Annotated in this window: 20 protein-coding genes and 1 pseudogene; 13 read left to right on the plus strand and 8 right to left on the minus strand. The window is 68.5% G+C overall.

What is annotated here, in order from left to right:
* The first annotated feature begins 23 nt into the window (after positions 1-23).
* Together ACWY4P_RS00080 and ACWY4P_RS00085 are read left to right on the plus strand one after the other, a co-directional pair.
* Positions 24-1,058 carry an alpha/beta fold hydrolase gene (locus ACWY4P_RS00080; RefSeq protein WP_456208022.1) on the plus strand — a complete coding sequence of 345 codons (1,035 nt, stop codon included), beginning with the start codon at positions 24-26 and terminating at the stop codon, positions 1,056-1,058.
* 35 nt (positions 1,059-1,093) lie between these two features.
* Complete coding sequence (locus tag ACWY4P_RS00085; RefSeq protein WP_456208023.1) at positions 1,094-2,068, plus strand: NmrA family NAD(P)-binding protein; 975 nt, start codon at positions 1,094-1,096, stop codon at positions 2,066-2,068.
* Positions 2,069-2,717: 649 nt separating this feature from the next.
* Here ACWY4P_RS00085 and ACWY4P_RS00090 read toward each other — a convergent pair.
* Entirely contained in the window at positions 2,718-3,359 is a 642-nt protein-coding gene (locus ACWY4P_RS00090; protein ID WP_456208024.1) for a TetR/AcrR family transcriptional regulator, read from the minus strand.
* A gap of 151 nt (positions 3,360-3,510) precedes the next feature.
* Between ACWY4P_RS00090 and ACWY4P_RS00095 the strand changes: the two genes are divergently transcribed.
* From ACWY4P_RS00095 to ACWY4P_RS00120, 6 genes are all read left to right on the plus strand, one after another.
* Entirely contained in the window at positions 3,511-4,422 is a 912-nt protein-coding gene (locus ACWY4P_RS00095; RefSeq protein WP_456208025.1) for an SDR family oxidoreductase, read from the plus strand.
* Between the two features lie 4 nt (positions 4,423-4,426).
* On the plus strand, positions 4,427-5,563 hold the full coding sequence (locus tag ACWY4P_RS00100) for a hypothetical protein (protein WP_456208026.1): 1,137 nt from the start codon (positions 4,427-4,429) through the stop codon (positions 5,561-5,563).
* Positions 5,560-6,483: an alpha/beta fold hydrolase gene (locus ACWY4P_RS00105; protein ID WP_456208027.1), complete on the plus strand. Its 924-nt coding sequence runs from the start codon at positions 5,560-5,562 to the stop codon at positions 6,481-6,483. Before ACWY4P_RS00100 ends, ACWY4P_RS00105 begins: the two co-directional genes overlap by 4 nt.
* Before the next feature lie 71 nt (positions 6,484-6,554).
* A complete protein-coding gene (locus tag ACWY4P_RS00110) occupies positions 6,555-7,466 on the plus strand; it encodes a metal-dependent hydrolase (RefSeq protein ID WP_456208028.1) in 912 nt (303 codons plus the stop codon).
* Between the two features lie 23 nt (positions 7,467-7,489).
* A complete protein-coding gene (locus tag ACWY4P_RS00115) occupies positions 7,490-8,590 on the plus strand; it encodes a PDR/VanB family oxidoreductase (protein WP_456208029.1) in 1,101 nt (366 codons plus the stop codon).
* A gap of 196 nt (positions 8,591-8,786) precedes the next feature.
* On the plus strand, positions 8,787-9,875 hold the full coding sequence (locus tag ACWY4P_RS00120; RefSeq protein ID WP_456208030.1) for an integrase core domain-containing protein: 1,089 nt from the start codon (positions 8,787-8,789) through the stop codon (positions 9,873-9,875).
* A gap of 61 nt (positions 9,876-9,936) precedes the next feature.
* Here the strand turns inward: ACWY4P_RS00120 and ACWY4P_RS00125 are convergent, their stop codons facing one another.
* The 3 genes from ACWY4P_RS00125 to ACWY4P_RS00135 all read right to left on the minus strand — a co-directional run bounded on the left by ACWY4P_RS00125 (position 9,937) and on the right by ACWY4P_RS00135 (position 14,531).
* Positions 9,937-11,529, minus strand: a complete 1,593-nt coding sequence (locus ACWY4P_RS00125; protein ID WP_456206408.1) for an ISL3 family transposase — start codon at positions 11,527-11,529, stop codon at positions 9,937-9,939.
* A 488-nt stretch (positions 11,530-12,017) separates the two neighbouring features.
* Positions 12,018-12,506, minus strand: coding sequence for a hypothetical protein (locus tag ACWY4P_RS00130; RefSeq protein ID WP_456208031.1), 489 nt, complete (start codon positions 12,504-12,506; stop codon positions 12,018-12,020).
* A 21-nt stretch (positions 12,507-12,527) separates the two neighbouring features.
* On the minus strand, positions 12,528-14,531 hold the full coding sequence (locus ACWY4P_RS00135; protein WP_456208032.1) for an NACHT domain-containing protein: 2,004 nt from the start codon (positions 14,529-14,531) through the stop codon (positions 12,528-12,530).
* 1,002 nt (positions 14,532-15,533) lie between these two features.
* Here ACWY4P_RS00135 and ACWY4P_RS00140 point away from each other — a divergent pair.
* Positions 15,534-16,550 (plus strand): NucA/NucB deoxyribonuclease domain-containing protein, encoded by a 1,017-nt coding sequence (locus tag ACWY4P_RS00140; protein WP_456208033.1) that lies wholly within the window; start codon positions 15,534-15,536, stop codon positions 16,548-16,550.
* Between the two features lie 195 nt (positions 16,551-16,745).
* Here ACWY4P_RS00140 and ACWY4P_RS00145 read toward each other — a convergent pair whose 3' ends face one another.
* Positions 16,746-17,228: a hypothetical protein gene (locus ACWY4P_RS00145; RefSeq protein WP_456208034.1), complete on the minus strand. Its 483-nt coding sequence runs from the start codon at positions 17,226-17,228 to the stop codon at positions 16,746-16,748.
* Between the two features lie 302 nt (positions 17,229-17,530).
* Here ACWY4P_RS00145 and ACWY4P_RS00150 point away from each other — a divergent pair, with 302 nt between their 5' ends.
* Together ACWY4P_RS00150 and ACWY4P_RS00155 are read left to right on the plus strand one after the other, a co-directional pair.
* A complete protein-coding gene (locus tag ACWY4P_RS00150; protein WP_456208035.1) occupies positions 17,531-17,947 on the plus strand; it encodes a hypothetical protein in 417 nt (138 codons plus the stop codon).
* A 245-nt stretch (positions 17,948-18,192) separates the two neighbouring features.
* Complete coding sequence (locus ACWY4P_RS00155; RefSeq protein WP_456208036.1) at positions 18,193-18,744, plus strand: hypothetical protein; 552 nt, start codon at positions 18,193-18,195, stop codon at positions 18,742-18,744.
* Positions 18,745-18,983: 239 nt separating this feature from the next.
* Here the strand turns inward: ACWY4P_RS00155 and ACWY4P_RS00160 are convergent, their stop codons facing one another.
* The 3 genes from ACWY4P_RS00160 to ACWY4P_RS00170 all read right to left on the minus strand — a co-directional run bounded on the left by ACWY4P_RS00160 (position 18,984) and on the right by ACWY4P_RS00170 (position 21,692).
* Complete coding sequence (locus ACWY4P_RS00160) at positions 18,984-19,154, minus strand: hypothetical protein (protein WP_456208037.1); 171 nt, start codon at positions 19,152-19,154, stop codon at positions 18,984-18,986.
* A 58-nt stretch (positions 19,155-19,212) separates the two neighbouring features.
* A complete protein-coding gene (locus ACWY4P_RS00165; RefSeq protein WP_456208038.1) occupies positions 19,213-21,213 on the minus strand; it encodes an nSTAND1 domain-containing NTPase in 2,001 nt (666 codons plus the stop codon).
* Between the two features lie 152 nt (positions 21,214-21,365).
* The gene (locus ACWY4P_RS00170) at positions 21,366-21,692 is read right to left on the minus strand and encodes a hypothetical protein (protein WP_456208039.1); all 327 of its coding nucleotides are present in this window, start codon (positions 21,690-21,692) and stop codon (positions 21,366-21,368) included.
* 245 nt (positions 21,693-21,937) lie between these two features.
* Here ACWY4P_RS00170 and ACWY4P_RS00175 point away from each other — a divergent pair, with 245 nt between their 5' ends.
* On the plus strand, positions 21,938-22,651 hold the full coding sequence (locus ACWY4P_RS00175; RefSeq protein WP_456208040.1) for a LuxR C-terminal-related transcriptional regulator: 714 nt from the start codon (positions 21,938-21,940) through the stop codon (positions 22,649-22,651).
* An 86-nt stretch (positions 22,652-22,737) separates the two neighbouring features.
* Positions 22,738-23,550: pseudogene (locus ACWY4P_RS00180) on the plus strand (IS5 family transposase).
* Positions 23,551-23,654 lie beyond the last annotated feature (104 nt).

Genomic DNA, 23,654 nt, shown 5'->3' on the forward strand with positions numbered 1-23,654 from the left:
TCACGCACTTCAAGGAGATCCTTGTGGAAAATCCGCTCACCCACCGCTTCGTCGACGTGAACGGGGTCCGGCTGCACATCGCCGAGCAGGGGCAGGGACCGCTGGTCCTGCTGCTGCACGGCTGGCCGGAGAGCTGGTACTCCTGGCGTCACCAGTTCGGGGCGCTGGCGGCGGCCGGATACCGGGTTGTTGCCCCTGACCAGCGCGGCTACGCCCGCAGCGAGCAGCCGCCGGACGTCACCTCGTACACCCTGCTCCACCTCGTCGGCGACGTGATCGCCCTGATCGAGGAGCTGGAGGAGGAGCAGGCGGTCGTCGTGGGTCACGACTGGGGTGCACCCGTTGCCTGGACCGCGGCGATGCTGCGCCCGGACAAAATCCGCGCGGTGGCCGGGCTCAGCATTCCGCCCATTCTGCCCGGCGGGATGGTCCCGCCCTCGATCACCCGCACCCAGTACGGCGAGGGCTTCTACCAGGTCTACTTCCAGCAGCCCGGAATCGCTGACGCGGAGTTCGCCAAGGACATACCGGACTCCTTCCGCCGTCTTCTGGTCGGCGCTTCGGGCGACAACCCGCTCGGCAGGGAGCCCCGCCCGTTGGTGATACCCGACGGTCTGGGCCTCCTGGACACCATGCCGGAGCCGCCTGCTCTCCCTGCCTGGCTGACGGAGGAGGACATCCAGGCGTACGCCGAGGACTTCGCCCTGCATGGCGAGCAGGCGTTCACCGGGGCCTTCAACTGGTACCGGAACATCGAACGCAACAACGAACTGCTCGCGCCGTTCCGGGGGCGCGGGATCGACGTCCCCGCGCTGTACGTGGTGGGAGACCGCGACATGGTCACCTCATTGCGTGCCCCGGACGGGGGCAGCTCGCTGAGCGAAATCTTCCGTGGCCAGGGCGGGTCGGGCAACCTGCTGAGCGCTGTCGCGCCTCGACTGCACGGCCCGGTGGTGCTGCCGGGATGCGGGCACTGGACACAGCAGGAGCGTCCCGCCGAGGTCAACGCCGCACTCCTCGACTTCCTCGCCCGCATCGACGGCCCGGCGCCCCGATGACACGCCCCCACCCCAACCAGACAGAGGACGCACTGATGCCTGAGCGCAACCCCATCCTGATCACCGGTGCCGCCGGGGAAATCGGTGGTGTGAGCCGAACGATGGTCGACATGCTGCTTGAGCAAGGGCACCCGGTGCGCGCGTTCGTGCGCCAGGACGACGAGCGCGCTGGCTCGCTCCGCCAGGCAGGGGCCGAGGTCTTCGTCGGCGACCTGCTCAACATCGCCGACGTGACCGCCGCGCTGAAGGGCTGCCGCCGCATCTACTTCAGCATGAGCCTGTCGCCGTATTACACCGACGCCGTCAGCCTGATGGCCGCGGCGGCGCGGGCCCAGGGCGACATCGAGGTCTTCGTCAACATCTCCGAGTACGAACAGTCCTTCATGACGTTCGAGAAGATGACAGCGCCAGAGGAGGAGCGGCGTTCATGGCTCGGTGGACTCGTCACGCAGTGGTCGCCGCAGCAACGGGCCCACTGGGTCGCCGAGCAGGTGCTGGACTGGTCCGGCGTCCCCACCGTCAACGTGCGGGCGGCCATGTTCGTCGAGAACCCCCTCCTGACCTGGCTGGCGCTGGGCCCGCTGAGCAACGGTGAACTGCGCCTGCCCTTCGGCCACCACCGGCTCGCGCCCATCGCGGGTTACGACGTGGCGGAGCTGTGCGTGAAGATCCTGGCCGACCCGGAGCCGCACATCTCGAAGTCCTACGACCTCAACGGCCCGGAACTGAAGGACATGCACGGGTTCGCGGAGGACTACGCCGCTGTACTGGGACGCCAGGTCACTTACGTTCCGGAAGACGTCGAAACCTGGAACGAGACCTACGTGGACACCGCCCTGGCCGCGTTCCCGCACACCGCGGAACACCTGAAGACCCTGACCCGGCTGATGGGCGGCGGGGGGTACCGCGGCGTCACCGACCAGCTGGAAACCCTGCTCGAACGCCCACCGAAGACCGTGCGATGGGCACTGGAGAACCATCCGCGCATCCGGAAGCTGGCGTCTGCCTGAACCGCTGAGCGATCCGGGCCACCCCTCCCGCTCGTCGGACCCCGCCGTTTTGACGCGTGAAGGTGGCCGAACGCACCTTCTGAGAGCCCCTGTCCAGGCAGTGCCGAAACCTTGCGGGGGTGAGCGCCGGGCTGGATCAACCCGGCATTGAACCTGAACGTTCAGCACAGTGCTCTCACCTGCAGAATCAGACATCCGAGGGATCCAAGTCAGCACAGAACCAGCACCGTTCGAGCAAGTCGGCGTCGAACGGCTCACAACCAAATACGCTCCCTAGCGGGCCTGGGCATTTGCGGGCACCCAGCGATAGCGGCAGGGTCGGTCCGGCGCGGGCCAGGTCCCGGGCGCGCGCCAGCGTGGGGCGCAGGCGGCGGGTGATCCCCCATCGTTTAGCAGCTCCCACGACGCAACGGGCCCGCCATGGTTCGCGGCCGCTCAGCCCGATCGCCTTGCGTCGCTTCCGAATGGATGATGGGCATGGAACCCGTCCGACAGCCGATAGCCAGCAGGTGCGCCGCGCCTGCGTTCATTGTGCAAGGTTCTCGCCGGCCTGCCTGATCGAAACAGGGCCGCCGAGTGTGCCGGGCCGGTGAACAGGGGCCGTGGGCTGCTGTCCGGTGCGGAAAGCTCCTGAAGGAATCCTGCGCGATCAGGGCTGATCGCTGATGGCTCGGTAGGCCGCGATGAACAGGGTGTAGCACAGGTCGATCAGTTCTTCGACGGTGGCGTTCTGGTGGCCGAGTGTCCAGTCCACGAGGAGTTCGTTGACTCCGCCGACCAGGCTCATCGCGGTCATGGTGAGCCGGCTGGAGGAGGCTTCCGGGCCAGGGAGCGGTCCGACGACGGCGGCGATCAGTGCGGCGAATTCGTGCAGGACCTCACGGCGGCGCACTTCGAGGCGGGGGCTGGCGCCCACGACCTCGATGAGCACCAGGCGGGCCATGCGGGCGTCGCCGGCCAGTGCGCGGATGAACACCTCGAGGCCGGCGCGCAGCTGGGCGTCGACATCGGGTGCGGCAGCGGCTGCGGCCTGCGCGGTTTCGGCGCTGATCGTAGTGATCAGCTCGTTGTAGACCCCGGCGAGAAGGTCTTCGCGGTCGCGGAATGACTCGTAGAAGTAGCGCTCGGTCAGTCCGGCATGCGAGCACACCTGCTTGACGGAGACTGAGGCGTATCCGACCGTGCCGAACATGTCGAGGCCCGCCTGGATGAGGCGGGTGCGGCGCTCCTGCTGTCGTTGCGCCGCATCGCGTCCGCCGTAGCGCCGCCCGGCGGTCTGTGTGCCGGTCATTTTCCCCCTTCGCAGAGGTGTTGACACCGGTGTGCTCTGAACTGACACTCTAGCTTGTCAGTTCATCTGACATGGCATCGTGTCACAAATGCGTGGGGCCGCTTGCCGCTCAGCGTTCCGCTCATGCTCAGGGCAAGAAAGGGGCTCGACCGTGGCAGCACCGCCCAAATACCCGTACACGTCCAGCCGAAGAGACCGCGACAGGCTCCCCCGCACACAACCGCTGACCGGCCGAGTGATCGCGGTCACCGGGGCGGGCCGCGGAATCGGGCGTGCCGTCGCAGCCCGGCTCGCCGCAGCCGGAGCCGCCGTGGCGATCGGCGATCTCGACGCGGAGCTTGCCATGGAGACGGCTGATGCCATCGGCGCGCATCCCGGTGGCCGACTGCTCGGGCTGCCTCTCGACGTCACCGACACACCTTCCTTCGAAGACTTCCTGCGCACCGTCGAGACCGAGCTGGGGCCGATCGACGTACTGATCAACAACGCCGGAATCATGTGGGTGGGCCCCTTCGAGGAGGAACCGGAGGAAGCCGCCCTGCGCCAGTTCGACGTCAACGTCCACGGCGTACTGCGCGGGATGAAACTCGTGATCCCGGGGATGCGGAAACGCGGTCGCGGCCACGTGGTGAACATCGCCTCCGCCGCCAGCAAGATCGCCCCGGCCGGCGAGGCGACCTACGCGGCGACGAAGCACGCCATCCACGGCTACAGCACAGCCGTCCGCGCCGAACTGCGCGGCACCGGCGTGCACGTGTCCTTGGTGATGCCCGGCGTCGTGGACACCGAGCTGGCCGTGGGCACCGCGACCGGCCCCACCCGACGCCTGACGACAGATCAGGTGGCCAACGCGGTGCTCGACGTCGTGCTGCGCCCGCGCTTCGAGGTCTTCATTCCACGCCAGGTAGCCGCCCTGACCCGGTTGGCCGCGCTGCTGCCAGGCCGCGCCCGCGACGCCCTGCATCACCTCCTTGTCCCCGACCAGCTCGCCGCCCTGTCCAACCGGGCGGTCCGCGCGGCCTACGAGCAGCGCACCCGGACCGCCCGCCATCCCGAAGGATGAGCCCGTGACCACCACGCCCAAGCCGGCGCCCAGCGCGGAGAAGGCCCAGGACGCCGCCGCTCCGCGTCCCATCCCCGAATTCGAAGGTGTACACGACGTATGGCCCCGCGGTGACCGGCTGCGCGCCGTGCGCAGCGCCGCGGCCACCTACCGTGAGCGGTTCGTCCAGCAGGGCCGCGTCCACGCCGTCCGCAGTTTCGACATCGCCGCCGCCCCGTACCCGACCCGGTTCGGCTTCCACGGCGCCGCGCTCGCCGTCAACCCGTTCGTGAGCATTGTCAACCGGATGCTCGTCGTGCAGTTCGACGGCTTCGACGGTGAGCCGAAAACACTGGTGTGGGAGCCGACCGTCGCCGCCGGAACGGCTCAAGCGCCGTTCTACGACCAGCTCAAGCGTCTGGCGGGGGACTTTCTCACCGAGCACGTCTTCGCCCGCTACTACCAGGACCCGAACACCGTCCTGCCCTCCTGCGGTCTGCGACCCGAGGACGTGGACTTCGTCAGCTTCGACCACCTGCACGTCCAGGACGTGCGCATGATCATGGGAAGTACCAGCACCGTTCCCGGCGAACGGGCGCCCCGCGAAGCGCTGTTCCCGCGCGCCCAGTTGTTGGTGCACCGCAAGGAGCTGGGCACCTTCGAATCGATGCATCCGATGCAGTGGGCCTGGTACGTCGACGGAGGCATGGACGGGGTACCGGGCGAGCGCATCACCGCCTTCGACGGCGATGTCGAACTCGGTGTCGGCGTCAGCCTGCTGTGGACCCCCGGCCACACGGACGGCAACCACTCCCTGGTGCTGAACACCCCCGACGGGGTGTGGGTCTCCTCCGAGAACGGCATCTCGGCCGACAACTGGCAGCCCGAGCTCTCCCGCATCCCCGGGGTGCGCCGCCACGCCGCGTTCTACGGCCGTGAGGTGGTGCCCAACGCCAACACCCTGGAGGACTCTCTCGACCAGTACGACTCCATGGTCAAGGAGAAGATCCTCGCCGACCCCAGCCGGCGCGATCCGCGCTGGCTGCAGATCCTGCCCTCCTCGGAGCTGGCCCCCTTCAAGCGGCAGTGGCCGGTGCTGCCCAGCTTCATCCACGGCGGTCTGAACTACGGCGAACTGACCCCTGCCAGCGGTGGCCGATGACCGGCCCGGCCGCCCTCCGGATCGCTGCGGACGGCATGGAGTTGGCCGCCTACCAATGGGGAGCACCCACGGCTCCTCCGGTGGTGCTGGTCCACGGCTATCCAGACACCAGCGCCGTGTGGCGCCCGGTCGCCGAGCGCCTGGCCGACCGCTTCCACGTCACCGCCTTCGACGTGCGGGGAGCCGGTAACTCCCACCGGCCCAGGGGTCTGCGCGCCTACCAGATGTCCCGCCTGGAAGCCGACCTGGAGGCGGTTCTCGACGCCGTGAGCCCCGACCGCCCGGTGCACCTGGTCGGACACGACTGGGGATCGATCCACTCCTGGGAGTCGGTCACCGGCACCCGCCTGGCCGGGCGGATCGCCTCGTTCACCTCCATCTCCGGACCCTGCCTGGACCACGTCGGCCACCTGATCCGTGCCCGCCTTCGGCCGCGGCACCCGGATCTGCCGAAGATGCTGCGGCAGGCCGCACGGTCCTGGTACATCGCCTACTTCCATCTTCCGCTCCTGCCCACCCTGACCTGGAGAGCACTGGGACACCGCTGGCGCGCCTTCCTCACCGGCTCCCAAGGCGTGCCCCGGCACACCCCCTACCCCGCGCCGACGCTGGCCCGCGACGCCGTGTTCGGCACCGCGCTGTACCGCGCCAACATGCTGCCCCGCCTGCTGCATCCCCGGGACCGGCCGACCACCGTCCCGATTCAGCTCATCATCCCCACCCGCGACTTCTGCGTCACCCCGGTGCTGTCGTACGGAGTGGAGCACTGGACGCGCCAGATACAACGGCGCCCGATCGACGCCGGGCACTGGGTACAGCTCAGCCACCCCGAGGAGATCGCGTCCCGGATCGCGGAATTCGCCAACCGCATCGAAGACGGCTCCCGCCGCAATACGGACCACACCGCGCACCCGATCTGACAGACCAGCAGTACTGGACGACTGCCTGACCGCCCCTTCGCACACACCAATCGCTGATGGAGGAACCTGTCATGTTCCGAGCCGCACATGCCCACCTGGCACGTCCGTCCGAGCCCATCGACCACCACGACCTGGTGCTGCAACCCCGGGACGTCACCTTCGACTGGGGCACCACCCCGCTGCACTGGCTGCCGGGTGAGCCCTTCGCGACCCACACCTTCGATGTGCTCCACCTCATGCTCCCCGAGCTCGAACGCTGGTTCGTGCGCACCTTCGAGCAGGCACTGCCACTGATCACCGATGACCGGCTGCGCGAGGACGTACGCGGCTTCATCGGCCAGGAAGCGATGCACGCCGAGGCGCACCAGGAGGTCCTGGAGCACCTGCTCACCAAGGGGCTGGACCCGGCTCCGTACACTCTGCAGTCCGAATGGATCTTCCGAAGGGTGCTCGGAGACCGGCCGGAGCTGACGCCGGCCGCCACGCACGCGCATCTCCTCCAACGGCTCGCCCTCATAGCGGCCTTCGAGCACTTCACCGCGTATATGGGTCACTGGATTCTCAGCAACGGGCACTTGGACCGGGCCGGCGCGGACCCCGCGATGCTCGATCTGTTCCGCTGGCACGGCGCGGAGGAGGTCGAACACCGTTCGGTCGCGTTCGACCTGCTGGTGCACCTCGATCCCCGGTACCAGCGCCGAGTGGTCGGCATGCTCGTCACCGCTCCGGTGCTGACCCGGCTGTGGATCCGCGGAGTCCGCTTTCTGATGAGCGCCGACCCCCTGCTCGACGATCGGGTCAAGGTCCGCTTCCGCGACTACCTGGCCGCGGCCCGCAAGGACCTGTTGCCCCGGCCGGGCGCGTTCGCCCGCTCGGTGCTGCGCTACTTCCGCCCCGGCTACCACCCGACCCAGGAGGGCTCGACTCAGCAGGCGGTCGCCTACCTGGCGGCGTCCCCTGCTGCCCGAGCGGCTGCCCGATGACCCAGCAACCAGTGAGGCATCCCATGGACATCAGCACACCCGTCACTCGGCCGCCGGACCTGTACGGCAGGCCGCGCAGCGACTCCTTCATGCAGAAGCTGGCGGCTTTCAGCGACAACGCGGTCACGGGCCTCGCGCGGCGCAGCACTCCTCCTGGGCGCCCGCCGGCCACCGAGATGCCCGTGATCCGGGAACTGGTGGTCGCCACCAAGCACCAAGAGGCCGAGGATGTCGTCTCCCTGCGGCTGGCAGCACCCGACGGGGCAATACTCCCGCCCTGGCAGCCCGGCGCCCACATCGGACTGCACCTGCCCTCCGGCCGCAAGCGGCAGTACTCTCTGTGCGGCGACCCTGCCGACCGGTACCGGTACCGCATCGCGGTGCGCCGCATCGCCAACGGCGGAGGCGGTTCGGCCGAGGTACACGACGCCCTCGGAGACGGTATGCGGGTCGCCATCACCGGGCCCCGGAACGCCTTCCCCTTCGCCGCCGAAGCATTCATCCTACTCATCGCGGGCGGCATCGGAATCACCCCGATCCTGCCGATGGCTCGGGAAGCCGCCCGACGCGGGCTGGACTGGAGGCTCGTCCACACCGGCCGCAGCCGCGGCTCGATGCCCTTCGCGGCAGAGCTGGCCGAACTCGCGGCCGCAGCCCCTGGCCGGGTCTTCATCCGTCCTGACGACGAGTCCGGCGTGCCCGAAGCAGCCGATCTATTGAGCTTGAGCCCGGCGGCGGGTGCGGTGTACTGCTGCGGGCCCGCGCCCATGATCGACGGCGTTCGGCGCGCGTTCGGTGGTAGCCGCGCGTCAGCCCTGCACTTCGAGCGTTTCGCCCCGGCCCCGATCACGGACGGCCGTCCCTTCGAACTTCATCTGGGCGACACCGGACGGGTTCTGCCAGTGCCGTACGACCGCTCCGCCCTGGATGTTCTCCACGAGGCCCTGCCGGACATGCCGTTCTCCTGCCGCCAGGGGTTTTGCGGCACCTGCCGGGTACGGGTGGCCCATGGCCATGTCGATCATCGTGACCGTCGGCTCACGGCTACCGAACGTGCGGCCGGCGCCATGCTGCCCTGCGTCTCGCGTGCACCGGAAGGAGAGCGGTTGGTGCTGGAGGTGTGAGCGATGGCCGAGCGCCCGTAGAGCGCGGCCGTCGCCGCGAGGAACCTCAGCGGCAGGGTTGATACCCGACGCATGGCGCGACGCACTGCCTGGACGGTGAGACGGCCCTGTGGGTGTCGGGAATTATGTCACCCGGGATGACCTGCTGGTTTGGATCTGTCAATGCCCAGCAGGCCGCAAGCCGTTCTGAGGCAGCATGCCGGTCGTGCTGATACGGCTCATCTACATGCTCGTCTGCCAGACCTTCCGATGGCTTGCCCTGTTCGCCCGCTCGAGTGCAGCGAAAGACGCAGAGATCCTGATGCTCCGCCATCAACTCGCCATCGCACTGCGATCCCAGCCACCGCCCCGCTTCTCCTGGAGCGACAAGGCCGTCATGGCGGCACTACTCCGACTCGTCAACAAGCAGCGGCGTACCCAGGTGGCCTTGCTGGTCACTCCGCGATCGGTCCTGCGCTGGCACGCACGGCTCATCGCCTGGAAGTGGACCTACCCGTCCCACCGACCGGGTCGGCCACCCAAACCAGTGGCGCTGCGGCAACTGGTCGTGCGGCTGGCGCGGGAGAACCCTGGATGGGGATACCGCCGCATCCACGGCGAGCTCGTCGGCCTGGGACGCAATATCGCCGCCTCGACTGTCTGGTCGATCCTCAAGGAGGCCGGGATCGACCCGTCACCGCAGCGCACGGAGCGCTCCTGGTCTGTCTTCCTCAAAGCTCAGGCCACTGCGATCGTGGCCACGGACCTGTTCCATATCGACACGGTCTTCTTGCGGCGCTGGTTCGTTCTGTTCTTCATCGAGCACGGCACCCGCCGGGTACACATCGCCGGCATCACGCGACACCCCACCGGCCCATGGGTTACCCAGCAAGCACGGAACTACCTCATGGATCTGGGCGATTATGCCGAGTCGATCAGGTTCCTCATCCGGGACCGCGGCGCCTACTTCACCGAAAGCTTCGACGCCGTCTTCCAGGCGATCGGCGTACGGGTCCTTCCGGCACTGCCCCAAGTGCCCCGGATGAACTCGATCGCAGAACGCTGGATCGGATCGTGCCGCCGCGAGGCCACCGACCGTATTCTGATCACCGGACGACGACATCTCCACCTCGTCGTCAACAAGTACGTACAGCACTACAACCAACACCGCCCGCACCGATCCCTCGGACAACGGCCACCGGACCGACTAACTACCCCTGAACCGTGCCTGGCCAGCGACAAGACAGCAATCTCCCGGCGTGATCGACTCAGAGGCCTCATCCACGAATACAAGCAGGTCGCATAGGGTGACACCGTTTCCGGCTCTTGCAAGATTTTCGTGATGCGGTGACGGTCGGTGAGCGTTGTCAGGTGAGTAGGGCTCGTTTGCGGAGGAGTGCGAGGCTGGCGCGGCCGTAGGTCTGGCGTTTGAGCATTTTGATCTTGTTTTCGGTGCCTTCGACCATGCCGGAGTTCCAGTCGAGGGTGAGGCCGGCGGTGACGGCGTTCCAGTCCTTGTCCAGTCCGGTCGCGAAGGCTTTGAGTGAGGGGAGGTCTTGGTTGCGGACCTGGTGCACCCAGGTGTTGAGGTGTCGGCCGTTGCGTCTGGTCATGATCTGGGCGAAGGCCTGGACGTGCTGGTGCAGGGCGTTCAGCTCGGGGCAGGCTGCCAGTGCGGTCTTAAGACGCTGCTGGTCATCGGGGTTCAGGGTGGCGGGGTGGCGCATGATCCAGCCGACGAGCCGTCGGGTTGGAGGCGGGGCAGGTTCCGGGGTGGGCAGGGCTCCGTTCGCTCGGAGGGTGCGCAGGTAGCGGGTGACCAGCCGGATGCTGCACTGCAGGCCCCGCTGGGTGAGTTCCTGGTGGAGTGCTGTGGGCGAGTGGCACCCTTCGGCCCATCGCTGGTGCAGGTAGTCGCGGTGTGGGTCCAGTTTGCTGGGGCGACGACCGGCGGCGTGAGCGAGGAGTTCTTCCACGTGTTCAGCCCGGGCGAAGGTCTGCACGGTTTTGTGGTTCAGCCGCAGCTCACGGGCGATCTCTTTCAGCGCCCAACCCTGCTCCAGCAGGGCATGGACCTCGCGGTAACGGCGGCGGGTGCGCGCCTCCAGCGCTCCTTGAGCGGACAGGGCCTGCGCAGGCAGATCTTCGAGTCCGGTCCGGTCTGCAGGTGTTCGGTCCGTGGCCGCTCGGTGCAGGCATCCGCGGTGGCGGGCGATGTCCTTCTCCACGTGTTGTCCGAGGTTGCGCCACAGGTGCCAGCGGTCCGCGACCTGCACGGCTGCCGGCGCGGCGCGGGTGGCAGCCTCGGCATAGGCACCTGCCCGGTCACGGCAGATGACCCGCACCCCAGGGTGATCCCGGAGCCACGTGGCCAGCGGCTCGGCGTCCCGGCCGGGCAGCAACTCCAGCACCCGCCGCGTTGTCCCGTCCACCAGCACCGTGTCCCACACTCCGCCCCTACGCAGAGCGAAGTCGTCGACACCCAGTACCCGGGGAACCTTCCAGTCCGGGTCCGGCAACGCCATCACCAGCGCTAACAGGGTCACCCGGCTCACCGCCATGTGCAGGACCGCCAGCAGCCTCGCCCCGGCGGACCCGGCCAGTGCCAGCCCCACCGCCTGGAGCAGCCCCAGCAGCAGCGGCGTATAGCGCCCATACCGCACGGACAGCCCGTCCACCTGCTCGGCGAACGTCTGCCGCGGACAGCCAGGCTCATCACAGAACATGCGTCGCACACCGAGATGGATCACGACGGGACGGCCACCGACCGCCACATCGGCCAGACGACGCCGATAGCGACTGTGCACCCGCGTCGACAACACCCCGCAGTCCGGACACGGCAACGCGACACCCTCCCGGGTACGCGCCCAAACCTCGACCTTCTCACCCTCAAGGCTCACCCGCTCCACCAGCACCTTCTCCAGGTACGGGAACACGATGCCCAGCAGCTCGTCACACACTCCGCACGATGACACCAAGATGACGCACTGTCACCCCATCACGAAAATCTTGCAAGAGCCCCGTTTCCGGCCCCCACAGGCGGGCAGCGCGCACTCCTGGAGCAGCTGGGCATCGCGCCGCGGCCGCCGGAAGAAGCAGACGCCCACGAAACCGTCCGAGGCGGCCTTGAGGGCCTTCGAGCGGGGCGTTGCGGCCCTGGTGCAGTACAAGGCCCGCACCGGCTCTGTGAAGGCCCCCAGGGCCCACGTAGAGACCGTTGTGGTCGACGGCCAGGAACACGCTGTGAAGCTGGGGGGTTTCTGTCGAACGCCAAGAGCCGCCGGGCCAAGCTCACCGCCGGCATGCTCCAGGCGCTTGCCGCGCTCGGGCTCGACTGGGCGGCGTAGCCGGACGTGCCGATGGGGGCGGCCCGCCAGACTCAGCGGGCCGCCCCCATCGCATGGGTGCGCTCAGGCGTTGGGGCTCGGCCGGGTTGAGAAGCAGGTCGTCATTCGCCGCCGGCGCCGGTACGGGTCGTCAGCCGGGCGAGCAGTGATGGCCGCCCTCGCGGCGTCGAACGGACCGCGGCCCAGTCGATCGCCAGATGGTGAAGGATGACGTCCAGGTCACCCCGGCGGAACAGCGGCACGGCCGGGGCGTCGCGGCGACGCTGCCAACCCGAGTGCACCCACTGCACCGGCTCCAGCCAGCCGGACCGCCGCAAATGCTCCAGCTCGCAGACCCTGACCGCCAGGTACTCCGCCGACTGGTCCCGGGTGAAGAGGCGGTCGGCGACCTGCGCCCGCTCCAGCGCGGCCCGGTCGGCGAACCGCTCCAGGGCGCGGCCGTCGTAGAGCGGGTGGTCCTTGTACCAGCCAATGCAGGGGATCAGGTCGGTGCGCGCCAGCTCGGTGACGGTCTCAGCGGCGGCCGAGGTGCCGCCCGAACTGCTGTCGAAACGCCGCTCCTTGCCGTGTAAGAAGCCAGGCGGCGGCACGGCCGAGAGGCGGGGGCGGAATCAGGGGATGGTGCGGGCGAGAAAGTCCTGGAGCTCACGGTGCCGGAACTGGTAGGCGATCCCCGCTGGCCGCATCAGCCCGGCGTTGCAGCACCAGTCCAGGAACCGCGCCAGCCGCCACGGCAACCACCGGCCCGAGCCCTGTCTTGTGGACAGCAGCAGGGCCACGTACCACAGGCCGGCCTCCCCGGAGACGAACAACGCCATGGCCCCAAACGCGACCCCCGCTATGAACCCCACCTGAAGGCCGATCTCCACACCGATCCGCAGCCCGCTCCCCAGCCCGTTCGCGAGCAGGCCCTCGAGCTCGAAGAAGCTGCCAAGCCAGGCATAGAGGCCGAATGCGCATCCGGTCACGATTCCGACCACAAGTCGGACCCGAAACCGGGCTTCGGCCAAGATGCTGAAATAGATACCGAGAGGTGCGAACAGGAAGCCTATCGCGAGCCCGTGAAGGAGTTCACTCTGGGCGTTGAGCCCGGCCAGGAATCCCCCCAGGAGCGCGAGAAACGCGAAAAACACGAAACTCCACATGAATGAGTCCGCGACGTCGCGGGCGATTCCGAGGGCCAGCCGATGAGGGGCCGTCATCGGAGACGATCTCTTTATCTGCGGTCCCACCCATGCCCTCAGCGCAAGGACCGCTGGCGCGATCAGGGGGATCAACAGTGGCGGGAACGGTGGATTCCAGACCAGCCCGACGATGGTAACGGCAAGTGTCACGGGTACGGTGAGGGCGGTGACGGCAACACGTATCCAGCGGTAGTCGGCAAGGGGCCACAGCCGGTCGAGCAGTATGTCGGTGCTTGGCAGCGCCTGACCGCCCAGGGTGCGGCCGGTGGTGGCGTTGTGGTCCAGGTAGCGGGCCAGGGTCGTCAGCCAGGCCCGCACGCAGGCCGGGTCATGGGCGCGGCTGCCGGCCGCGGTACGGGCGGCAGACGGGATGAACAGGCCGAGGAGGTGGTCGCGGACCTTCTCGGGGGTGTTCAGGGCGGAGTCGAGCAACTCGTCGGGGTGGCGCGGGTGGGTGCCGGTGTCGGGGTCGCGTTGTTCGTAAACGGTGGCGGCCAGCGTCAGCCGCCACGGCGTCGACAACCCCCGCGCCAGGGGCCCGGCGGGGTTGGCGACGAGCGCGTCCAGGACGCCTTCCCAGCGGACAGTGTCGGTGACGCGGCTGGTCAGGAAGTCCCAGGCGATAGCAGCGTCCAGGGACTGGAGCTCGATCCGGGCGGCGTCCTGGGCCCACACCCGCAACGCTTCCAGCGCGGAGTACGCCGTGGTGCGGCAAGTGAGGACGATTCCGCCCTTGGTGGTGCCCTGCTGATAGGCGTTGACCGCCTCCAACGCCCGCGCCGCCCGGGATGCGAACCCGGGTTCGGGGTCGGCGTCCATCTCATCCAGACCATCCAGCACGGGCAGGATCTTCCGCGCGGCCACCAGGGCCGTAGCCGCGCGCCGCCGCAGCTGGTAGGTGGCGGTCAGGTGAGCGGCGATCCACTCCTCCAGAGTGTGCTCCGGCCTGTGACGGCCTGGGTCGAAGCCAGCCAGCGGCAGCCGCACCGGCACCGCATCACCCGGCGCGCGGTCTTGCAGGAGCAGCAGCATCAGATGCACCGCCAGCACCGTCTTCCCCGCCCCCGGGGCGCCGGTCACCACCATCCGCCCCGGCCGCAACCGCCGGTAGTAGACCGCCACCTCCCGCAGCGTCCCGGCCCCTGCGGCGCCGGACGCTTCGTGCGCCGGAGCCGGGCGGTGGACGAAGGGCACGTCGATGGTGCGGTCCGAGCCGCCCAGCAGCCCCCGCCACGCCGCCGTCTCCGTCCTGGTCACGTCGGCCGCGAGCCGGTCCGCCAGACCGGCCGCATCACTGTCCTGCCACCGCCGGGCCTGCACTCCCAGCAGCAACCCGGCCAGACCAAACCCCCCTCCGATCACCACACCGGCGGGGTCCACCTGCCCCAACCCCACCGCCACCACCACGACGACCGCAGCGGCGCCCGACACCACTGCACCTGCCACCCACCACCCAGCCCCGCCCCGGCTCCTCATAACCAGCCATCATCACACCGCCAGTCCCCGCCGCCCAACACCCAATACAAGGCCCGCACGGGCTCTGTGAAGGTCCTCAGAGCCCATGTAGAGACCGTTATGGCCGACGGCCAGGAGCACTCTGTGAAGCTGGGGGTGTCCCTGCCGAACACAAAGTCGAGGCGGGCCAAGCTCACCGACGACAAGCGGCAAGCGCTGGTGGACCTCGGGCTCGACTGGGCGGCGTAGCCGGACATGTCGATGGGGGCGGCCCGCCAGGCTCGGCGGGCCGCCCCCATTGCATGAGGTGAGCTCAGGTGTGCGGGCTTGGCCGGGTTGAGAAGCAGGTCGTCATTCGCCGCCGGCGCCAGTACGGGTCGTCAGCCGTCACCCCGGCATCGAGGACCAGGCAGTGCTCCGTGCCGAGCTCGCGGACGGCGCCTGATCGTGGTCGGTAGACGCGGATGCGGTCGCGGCCCCGTCCGGGCGTGGCGGCGGCATGTCCGCGATCACGGGGCGGGGCCTGGCCGGTGGCTCAACTTGGTGCACGAGCTGGCTTGTTGAGGACCATTGACGGTCGCTTGCCCTCCTTGGACCATGCCCGTGGATGGTGCTGGCCACCTGGCCGGATCTCGGCTGCGTCTCTCGCTGTCCGCATGCCTCAGGGCGGTCCGAACACCCTGGGGGCCACCACGATGAAGGAGCCCGATGACGCGTGCCAGAAAGTGCCTGATGGTGATGGCGTCACTTGCCATCGCTGCCGGCGCTCTTACCGGAACCGCGACAGCGGCGCCGCCCGGAACGACACCGCCCGTACAGGAGAAACTCCTCACGACTCTGGATCCCCACAAGCTGGCAGCGGCAGGAGCGCGGCAGGAGTTCATAAGCCAGGCTTTCCCGCCCGGCAGGACCTGCACCACGATAGCCGCCTCGAAGAGTCACAAGGGCGGCGCCAGGGCGTGCACGGAGGTCAAGCGCGTGGACGCTGACGGCCGTGCTGTCGCGAAGCGGGCGGCCGCTGGGGCGTGCTCCGCGCAGCCCGGCTACTACCGTGCGGACCGGCATTCGTACTGCCTTTCCGACGCGAGGATCACCTACACCCTCTACGACCCGGGCAGCGGGGCGGTGACCGGCGTCGGAGAGATCAGCCTGAGCAGCTACGCCGAGCCCGACGCGGGCAGCGGCTGGTGGAACGAATCGTTCACTGCCACCGTCACGAAGACGGAGGGGCATGTCAGCAGTCTCGCCGTCAACCTTACGGCGTCGTGCACCAACGCCTGCGCGATGATCAACCCCGATGCGTGGGGCACCAAGGTCCTCGTTCTGGGGCAGAGCATAAGCAGTCACGTCACCTACTCCAGCTCTCCCGCCAGCGGCACGGTGACCATGGTGACGCCGCAGTACTCGCTCAAGCTGTACCAGCCGGGCGACACCCCTGGCGACTGGGATCACAACTGGGCGCTGCCCCTCAAGGTGCGCTGTGATGCGGAGCTGTCCGGCTACGGCTGTGTGATCAGCCAGGTGCGGGCTTTGCTGGACCTGCCGCTCTCCCGGTACGGCACGGCGGCGGCCACCTACTGGTACGCCCAGGCCGCGCTCGCCGACCGCTGGGGGGCGCCGGACAGTCCGCTCAGCCGGAACAAGGACGAGGCCGCGGCTGACCGCAACCGGAACCGGACCTGCGAGGGCGGCAGCAGCATCCCCTTCTACCCGCAGGACGACATCGAGGATGACTCGTGCGACGAGTACCCCTTCGCCGGCACCTTCGAGGGCGGGACGGACGGCGGGTTGTGCGCAGAGATCCTTCCGAAGTTCGAGCTGGGCGTCTGGAAGATCTACTACTTCGCCGGGCGCCAGCCCACGGGTAACGAGCGCTGCGTGCGTGGCCATGTCCCGCTGGCGGAAAATGAGTCGGCCGGAGGGAAGTACGGCAACTTCGTCAGGGCCGAGCGTGTCCTGGACACGGAGAAGTTCACCGTCTCGCTCGAAGGCTGAGACAGTTCACCGCGCCGCGCCCCGGGGGTCTGTACCAGGTCTGGGGCGCGGCGCGTCGCTGTGGGGTGGCCTGTTTCGGGAAGGGGCCAACGGCACCACCCGTGCCGTCTCCGTTGTGGCCAGAGTCGGCGCAAACGGCTGCGGGCCCGTCCTTCGCGGTAGAGGCCGAGCCGCCGAATGTGCGGCACAGGGTTACTACTGGGTCTGGAGGGCGCCGCGGTCTATGAGGCCCTGGATGTAGGGCGGCCAGTCCCGCTCCAGGCTCGTGGTGATGGCGGCGTGGACGTCGCGGCGGACCTGCGGGGTGACGTGTTCGACGTCGCCGTTTGGGTAGTGCAGGCGCAGGCCCTCGCGGCTGGCGTCGCGCAGGATGGCGTGGGCCTTCTGCATCAGCGTCAGGTAGAGCTGCGGAACCGGCGCCTCTCCCCCGAGCAACTGCTCATGATCACCTACTGCGCCCGCTACGCCGAGGAAGGCGGCTTCGACCTGCCCACGCTGATCCCCCAGGTCTACCTCCATTACGACCCCTACACGCGGCGCAGCGGCAAGCAGTCGGGGGCGCTGTACCGGCAGCGGATGGACTTCCTGCTCCTGGCTCCGGACCGCTCCCGCATCGTCATCGAGGTCGACGGGGTGCAGCGCTACGGCCAGAAGAACCCGCCCGACGACCAGGGGCACGTCACCTACACTGCGGTGCCGCGGCTGTACGCGGCGATGGTTGCCGAGGACCGCCGACTGAGGCTGGCCGGATACGAGGTCTACCGCTTCGGTGGCTGGGAACTGTCCGTGCCGGGTGGCAGGCAGTTCCTGGAGGACTTCTTCACCGAACTCCTCGCACGACACAAGAAGCCGACGCCCGCCGTAACCAGACGCCCCGGGGGCGCGAAGGTCACCTCGGAGCGCGGACCCAGCGTGTCGGTCGGCACGCCGGATTCACCCAGATATTGCGATCGACGCAATTTTTTGCGACGATCGCAATCATGTATCCGATTGAAGAACTGGCCGCCCTGCGCAACCCGATGCCCGCACCGGGCACCGTCACCCCCGAGGACGGCTACGCCGACGCCCGTGAACAGGTGGCCGAGCAACGCGAGAAGGACGCCCTCCATCTGGAGGGCGCGAGCGATGGCCTCGGGGTGGACCCGCTGCTGCTGGCGCTCGATGACCTGAAGGCGCGGAAGGAGGCCGTCGACGCCCAGATCCGCCGGCTGCTGGCCTACGGGCGGGAGTTCCACGGCAGCCGCCCCTACGGGCTGGAGGAACTTGCCCGCCGTGCCGGGTACAGCACCTCCGGTGTGCGCACCGCCTACAGCGAGACAGAGATCAGGCAGGTCGCCGCGCAGATCGGCAGGGAGCCGAACCGGCCGCGCCGCGACACCGCCAAGGGCAGCCGGTGAGCGCGCAAGGGGCAGCTTCGTCGCCGATGCCCTGAACGCCGCAGGGCGTAGCGCGGCCGTCAAGGCGTGACACCGATTGCGGCGGGCCCGCGCCACAGCGCGGTGTACCGGGGCCGGGACCGGCCACCCTGCCCCTCAACGGGGGTGCCGGGCTCCGCGGCCATCACCGGCACAATCCGCGAGCGGTGCGCGGGGGGCGCACGCTACGCTCGCACCGCCCGAGTCGGCTGCAGGAGGAGGATGTCGTGGGGCAGCCCCTTCTCTACCTCGACGTCGACGGCCCGCTGAACCCGTACGCCGCGAAACCGGAGCGGCGGCCCGAGGGCTACTCCACCCATCGCATGAAGCCCGAGGGATGGATCGCCCAGCACCCCGGCAAGCCCCGGGCCTACGTGAAGCCGCTGCGTGTGTGGCTCAACGCGGACCACGGCAGAAGGCTGCGGGAGCTGGGCGAGAGGTACGACATGGTGTGGGCGACCACGTGGGGAGCGGAGGCGAACACGTTCATCTCCCCAGTGCTCGGTCTGCCCGAGCTACCCGTCGTGGAATGGCCCTCGCTGCCGGATGCGGGGCCGGACGGCACGTTCTGGAAGACGCGCCATCTCCTCGCGCATGCGGACGGCCGGCCGTTCGCATGGGTGGACGACGACCTCGGCGAGACCGACCAGGCCTTCGTCGCTTCTCATCACCATGCCCCCGCGCTTCTCCGGCCTATCGATCCTCGGTGCGGACTGCGCAACAACGATTTCGCCGCCCTCGAAGACTTCGCCCGCCGTCTGGGTGACTACGCCGCCTGATCACGGGGAGCACCACCTGGGAACCGGGATGGTCGCCCAGCGTCCAGGAGGCGCTCGGCCAGCCATGGCGGTTCATCGGTGACGACGACCCGGTCGTGGCGACTACTGGGGGCTCGCCGGGCGTCCATCAGGCGGCGGGCAGTGGTGTAGACGTGAGCTTTCCGGAACTCGCGACTGGTGTTTGCCACTTTCAGCGGGCGGACGAGGTCGAACAGGCTTCGCGTTGTCAGCGGCCTCCATCAGCGGTTGGAACCGCCGTCGTTGTGCGCTGCGCTCAGGTGGGGTGCGGGCATCTGGCGCAGTACCTGGGCCAGGTCGCGGCGTATGCGTTCGGCTTCACCGCGCACCTGGGCAGGTACGTCGCCGCGCTCGGCGACGAGGCGGCTGAAGATGGGGGTCTCCTGGAACATGGCGAGAGCTGCTCTCTGTCGGGGTGGCCGGGCGGCGGGACCGGTGGCGTCGTGGTGGTTACAGCTGCGGGTCGAGGCCGAACTGGTTCATCAAGTCGGTGAACAGTTCCTGTGCGCTCTCCTTGAGGGCCTGATCCCCGTCGGCGGGGAGGAGGGTGGTGGTGACGGGCTGAATCTTGTGGGGGTGGCGGGCGTGGTCGGGGACGTCGGTGAAGCCGGGGAAGTCCACGACGACGGGTATCAGCGGCACGTTCTTCGACGTGCCGGCGGCGATGGCGGCGTTGAGCAACAGGCCGCTGTCGAGCCTCAGGTGCCGGGCCAGTTCCGAGGTGAGAGCGCAGACGTCGCGGCAGCATGCTCCGAGATAGTCCTGGTGCACCAGGACGCCGAGAGAGGCGAGTTCGTCGGCGCGCTGGTTGTTTCTCAAGGCCTGCCAGGACAGGTTGGCGGCCAGCAGGACGGTACCGTCGTGGTGGAGCTCGGCGTAGATCCCTCGTCCGGCTCGCAGGGACAGGGTGTTCAGCACCCAGCAGCGCAGGCCGGGCCGCGGGTTGCTCGTGACGACCTGCAGACCGGTCAGAGGCCCGGGAGTCGTACGGCTCTCGGCCTGCTGGTCGATGCGGTCGCGGGCGGCCATGACGATGGCGGTGGCGTCCTGGCGGGTCATGCGGGCAGCGGTGCGCGGCAGAGGGCGTTCCGGGCAAGCAACGGCGATGAACCAGGCGGACACCTCCTCCTGCTGGGTGGTCGCTGTCTCGTGGGCGTGGTCGAAGAGGTGCTGGAGTGCGTCGTCGGCGTGCTGGGCGCGGGTGAAACGGTCGCGGTAGGCGCGCTCGAGCTGGTGCTCGGCCATCCAGGCGGTGTGGTCACGGTCGCGGTAGGGGGCAACGGCGGCCTGCTGGTCCTCGCGGCGGGCGGGTCTGCGGGTATCGGGGGCGCCGTCTCCCGGGGTGACCAGACGCAGCAGGATCCGACGCGCGAGGTCGGCCTGGGCCGGCGTGAGCCGGTCGTAGATGTCTTCGGCGGTGCGGGTGATGGCACCGTGCAGGCCGCCGAGGGACTCATAGGCCTCCAGAGTGAGGGCTCGGCCCTTGCGGCGCCGCCAGGTTTCCAGCAATGCATGCGACATGAGCGGCAGGGCCCCGGGTTCCCCTTCGACCTCGTCGAGAATGCGCGTCGTCAGTCCGCGTTCCACGATCAGCCCGGCGGCCTGTGCGGGTTTGACGATAGCCTGGCGTAGTTCGTCGCTGCTCATCGGCCCGGCAAGCACGGTGCCGTCCTGCAGGGCGGCGGTCAACTGAGGGTGTTCGGCGCAGCGGCCGAGGAAGTCGGCGCGTACAGCGATGACAACTCGCAGCCTGCTCCCGGGATCGGTAGCGGTCAGGAGGCGGTCGATGAACTGGTCGCGCTCGTCCGGGTCGTGGCAGAGGGTGTAGAGCTCTTCGAACTGGTCCACGATCAGCCACGTGTCCCCGTCGCCGTCCTTCGGGGTCAGCCGCTGTTCATGGGTGCGCAGGGGGTGCTCGCCAGGAGTGAGGACGCGCAGCGCGGCTGGCTGTGGGCCGGCCGGGTCAGGGGTGCGGAGACGGGGAATGAGGCCAGCACGCAGTAGAGAGGACTTACCGCTGCCCGACGGGCCGAACACGGCAGTGAACCGGCGGGAGCGGGTCAGCTCGAGCAAGCGGTCGGTGAGCTGGTCGCGGCCGAAGTACAGGTCGGCGTCGGCGGGTTCGAAGCGGGCCAGGCCTCGATACGGTGGCGCAGCCTCACTCTCGGTACGCGGCTCGGCCGCCGCCTCCGCAGCCGCCTCACGCCACCGCGCCTCCCACTCCTCCTCATCGCCGCCGCAGGCACGCACGTATGCGAGAACTACGGGAAGGGTCGGCAGCCGCTCGCCCCCGGCCGCCTGCGACAGCGTGCTCGCACCCTGCCCTGTGCGCTGCGCCATCACTCGGTACGTCGGACTCCCGGCCTCCGCCCGGAGTTTGCGTAACTCGGCAGCGAGCCGCGCAACCGGCCCCGCACTCGGGTCGAGTGGGCTTTCCGGACGCCCAGCCATCGACAGCACCCCCACTACTCGCCCGCCTCCCCCGTGGAGGTGGCGCGCTGGCCCGCCACGCTACGCACGCTCGTGACGGGAGGGCAAACCAGATGCGCCTTCATTGGTCAGCGTCGCCATGCCATGGCCGTGACCTGCAGCGCGGCCATTGTTCAGCTTGGCGAAACCGGCTGCCCATTCAATTTCTCGCCCGGTGAAATCAAGCTCAGCAGCCGGTGGACCGGCACAAGGGCCAGTCCGATCGCTTGGGTCCTACCCATCGGAGGCACACATGAACGCAGCCACGGGCGAGCACCCCGGTTTGACGGACAGAAGAAGAGGGTCATGCAGGAGCGCGCCTCGTAGTGGCGGAACCGCGCGGCGACCAGACCTTGCACGAGGTGGACCTGATACACCCTTCGCCCCGAAGCGAAGGATCGCGGCCTCGTCCTCCAGGCGGGCACGGCGGCAATCGCACGCTCGTACGCGGCCTCGATCACAGCCCGCGTCTCCTCATCCCCTAGCGCCCACAGCAGGGTGAGGAGCCGATCGGCTGCCGTCGCCGACGACGACCTGGCGTAGGTAGTAGCGGTGCATCTGCCCGGCGGTGATCTTCGCGATATTCATCAGACCACGCCACACGGTCCTGACCTGCAATAGAAGGGACTACTCGTGAGCGTCACACTCTCCTGCGGATCTTCAGCGGCCATGTCAACAAATTAGGTGTGTCAGGGGGCCATCCGAAATGATCAAGGTGCTCATGGTCGACGACAGCTTACTCATACGGGCGGGATTACTGTCCTTGTTACATACCTGCCCTGGTATCCGAGTCGTCGGGGAAGCTGCCTACGGTGAGGAAGCCGTGGCTTATGCCGCCAGCAGACATCCTGACGTCATCCTGATCGATATCCAAGTACCGGGCGCAGGAGTATCGGTCATCGAGCGCATTCTCGCCCAGGACTCCAAACCGCGTCCGAGTATCATCGTCCTGACGACGTTGGACCACGACGAGAGCATTTCGGCCGCCCTGCGCGCCGGCGCCTCCGGCTTCCTCCTCAAAGACAACAGCCCTGAACGCCTGGTTTCCGCCGTCACTGCGGCTGCCCGAGGAGACCTGCCCTTCGCCCCGGGCATCGCCAGACGTCTCGTGGAGGCGTACGTGGAGCGGGTCGAGTCAACGACCGACACTTTGGCCGGGCTCGACGTACTCACCACGCGGGAACGCGAAGTGCTCCGGCTCACCGCCAAGGGCCTGTCCAACAAAGAAATCGCTGACGTGCTGGTCATCAGCGAGGCCACCGTCAAATCCCATCTGAACCGCACCATGACCAAACTCCAGGTGGGCAGCAGAGCCCAGGCCGTAGTGCTCGCCTATGAGACCGGTCTTGTCGTTCCTCGCGGCACCCAAGTCCATACGGCCGGTGGTGTCCCGATCAAGAAAGGCGGCGGCCACGGATGACCGCTCCGTACTGATGGCGCGGGATGGCCGGTGGTCGGGGCGTCCACGTCTTCCGCGACTAGGAACTCACCGACCAGGAGTGGGAGTTGCTTTCTCGCTGATACCGCAGGCTGCCACGGGACGTCCGCGGGTGTCGGACCGGCAGGTCGTTAACGGGATGGTCTACAAGATCCGGACCGGGATCTCCTGGCGTGACCTGCCCGAACGCTACGGGCCGTGGCAGACGGTCTACACCCGCTTCCGTCGTTACGCCCTGGACGGCGTGTCCACCCGGGCCCTGCAGCAGATCCAGGCCCGGGCAGACGCCGCCGGGGACATCGACTGGCTGGTCCAGATCGACTCCACCATCGTCCGCGCCCACCAGCACGCCGCCGCCACCGGCCGAAAAGGGGGATCCACCGGCCGGACGAACCGGACGATCACGCCCTCGACCGATCCCGAGGAGGGCTAACCACCAAAATCCACCTCGCCTGTGACGGCCGCGGCCGGCCCCTCGCGATCCTGCTGACTCCAGGCCAACGCCACGACAGCATCTGCGCACGCCTCCTTCTCGAACGCATCCACGTCCCGCGCACCGGTCCTGGCCGGCCGCGCCGCAGGCCCGACCAGGTCATCGCCGACAAGGCCTACAGCTCCCGCGGCTTCCGCGCCTACCTGCGCAAACACGGTATCGCACACATCATCCCGGAGAAGGCCGACCAGCAGCGCCACCGGCTGAACCGGGGCCGCCGAGGCGGCAGACAACCCGGGTTCAACCATGAGGCATACCGCCGACGCAACATTGCTTCAACCGGCTCAAGGGCTTCCGCGGGATCGCGACCAGATACGAAAAGACCGCCACCTCATACGAGGCAGCGGTCAGTCTCGCGTCGTTTCTGCTCTGGGCAAGATCCGTTTGAAGACGGACCCTAGTAGTGCTTCGTTAGGTTCTGGATCTGCCGGTCGGTAGGGGGCGGCCGCAGGTGGTGCAGGTGCCGGCCAGCACCTCAGCAGGTCCTGGAGG

It is taken from the genome of Streptomyces sp. LZ34, assembly GCF_053890475.1.

What these genes read in the sequence shown, in the direction of transcription:
- ACWY4P_RS00165 (WP_456208038.1), bottom strand. Translation starts at nt 21,213, where the DNA reads ATGGCTGGGCGTCCGGAAAGCCCACTCGACCCGAGTGCGGGGCCGGTT.
- ACWY4P_RS00160 (WP_456208037.1), bottom strand. Translation starts at nt 19,154, where the DNA reads ATGTTCCAGGAGACCCCCATCTTCAGCCGCCTCGTCGCCGAGCGCGGC.
- ACWY4P_RS00090 (WP_456208024.1), bottom strand. Translation starts at nt 3,359, where the DNA reads ATGACCGGCACACAGACCGCCGGGCGGCGCTACGGCGGACGCGATGCG.
- ACWY4P_RS00105 (WP_456208027.1), top strand. Translation starts at nt 5,560, where the DNA reads ATGACCGGCCCGGCCGCCCTCCGGATCGCTGCGGACGGCATGGAGTTG.
- ACWY4P_RS00150 (WP_456208035.1), top strand. Translation starts at nt 17,531, where the DNA reads ATGTATCCGATTGAAGAACTGGCCGCCCTGCGCAACCCGATGCCCGCA.
- ACWY4P_RS00115 (WP_456208029.1), top strand. Translation starts at nt 7,490, where the DNA reads ATGGACATCAGCACACCCGTCACTCGGCCGCCGGACCTGTACGGCAGG.
- ACWY4P_RS00085 (WP_456208023.1), top strand. Translation starts at nt 1,094, where the DNA reads ATGCCTGAGCGCAACCCCATCCTGATCACCGGTGCCGCCGGGGAAATC.
- ACWY4P_RS00120 (WP_456208030.1), top strand. Translation starts at nt 8,787, where the DNA reads ATGCCGGTCGTGCTGATACGGCTCATCTACATGCTCGTCTGCCAGACC.
- ACWY4P_RS00175 (WP_456208040.1), top strand. Translation starts at nt 21,938, where the DNA reads ATGATCAAGGTGCTCATGGTCGACGACAGCTTACTCATACGGGCGGGA.
- ACWY4P_RS00110 (WP_456208028.1), top strand. Translation starts at nt 6,555, where the DNA reads ATGTTCCGAGCCGCACATGCCCACCTGGCACGTCCGTCCGAGCCCATC.